This window comes from Mesorhizobium sp. M7A.F.Ca.ET.027.03.2.1, assembly GCF_003999175.1.
Lineage (GTDB): Bacteria > Pseudomonadota > Alphaproteobacteria > Rhizobiales > Rhizobiaceae > Mesorhizobium.
Genome location: NZ_RZOM01001548.1, coordinates 1 through 959, shown reverse-complemented (window position 1 = coordinate 959; position 959 = coordinate 1). Strand labels below are relative to the sequence as shown.

Sequence of the window (959 nt, the reverse complement as noted above, 5' to 3'; positions counted from 1 at the left end):
TTCGAACAGCCCGGCCTTGGTGTAGGGGTCGGCGGCCGAAAGAGCCTGGGCGCCAGCCAGGTCGGGCGCTTCGACGACCACGAGGCTGCCATTGGGCTTGCCTTCGGTGTCAAGGAACGGACCGGCGAATGCCAGCTTCTTGTCGCCGTTCAACCCCTCGAGAAAGGCAATATGCTCGGGCCTCGTGTCGAGGCGCACCTGCAGGCTTCCGGGCTTGTCCTTGCAAATCACAGCAAACAGCATCTTTTTCTCCTGATCGTTCAAAGTCGTGTGGATCAATCGTTGGTTTCGGTCTTCAGCGGCCGGGTCATTAACGCCGTCACAGCCTGCCGGACGGTGATGGTGCCATCCAGTATGGCGGCGACGGCGGCAATGATCGGCGCGTCGATGTTGCGCTCGGTGGCGATGCGGGCAGCGATCGCCGCCGTCGGCACGCCTTCGGCCAGCGGCAATCCGGCAAGCGGCTTGCCTTGGCCGAGCGCCAGGCCATAGGCGAAATTGCGCGACTGGGTGGACGAGCAGGTCAGCAGCAGGTCGCCAAGGCCGGAAAGCCCCATCAGCGTTTCGGGCCTGGCGCCGAAGGCGGCTCCGATGCGGCGCAATTCGACAAAGCCGCGCGTCACCATGGCGGCCTGGGCGCTGGCGCCGAGACCCGCCCCAGTGACGGCACCCGCGGCAATGGCAAATACGTTCTTCAAGGCGCCGCCGATCTCGACGCCGACCAGGTCGTCGTTCGAATAGCAGCGCAGGTTTTCGGCGGAAAAGCGGGCGGCGAGATCGGCGGCCAAAACCTCGTCGCGGGCGGCGACCACAACGGCCGTCGGCAGGCCGCGGGCGACGTCGGTGGCGAAGCTCGGACCCGACAGAGCGGCAACCGGATTGAGCGGCAGGATTTCTTCGACAATCGCCGACAGCAAGGCGCCGGTCTCGCTTTCGATGCCCTTGGCACACAGAACCAG

General features: G+C 65.5%; 2 protein-coding genes. Both read right to left on the bottom strand.

Translation table 11 applies throughout. The features are described 5' to 3' along the window. On the bottom strand, window positions 1-243 hold a 243-nt coding region (locus tag EN750_RS36345), incomplete at its 3' end, for a YciI family protein (RefSeq protein ID WP_127399418.1). Between the two features lie 32 nt (window positions 244-275). Next, window positions 276-959, bottom strand: a 684-nt coding sequence (locus tag EN750_RS36340; protein ID WP_127399417.1) for an NAD(P)H-dependent glycerol-3-phosphate dehydrogenase, incomplete at its 5' end; no start/stop codon positions are given.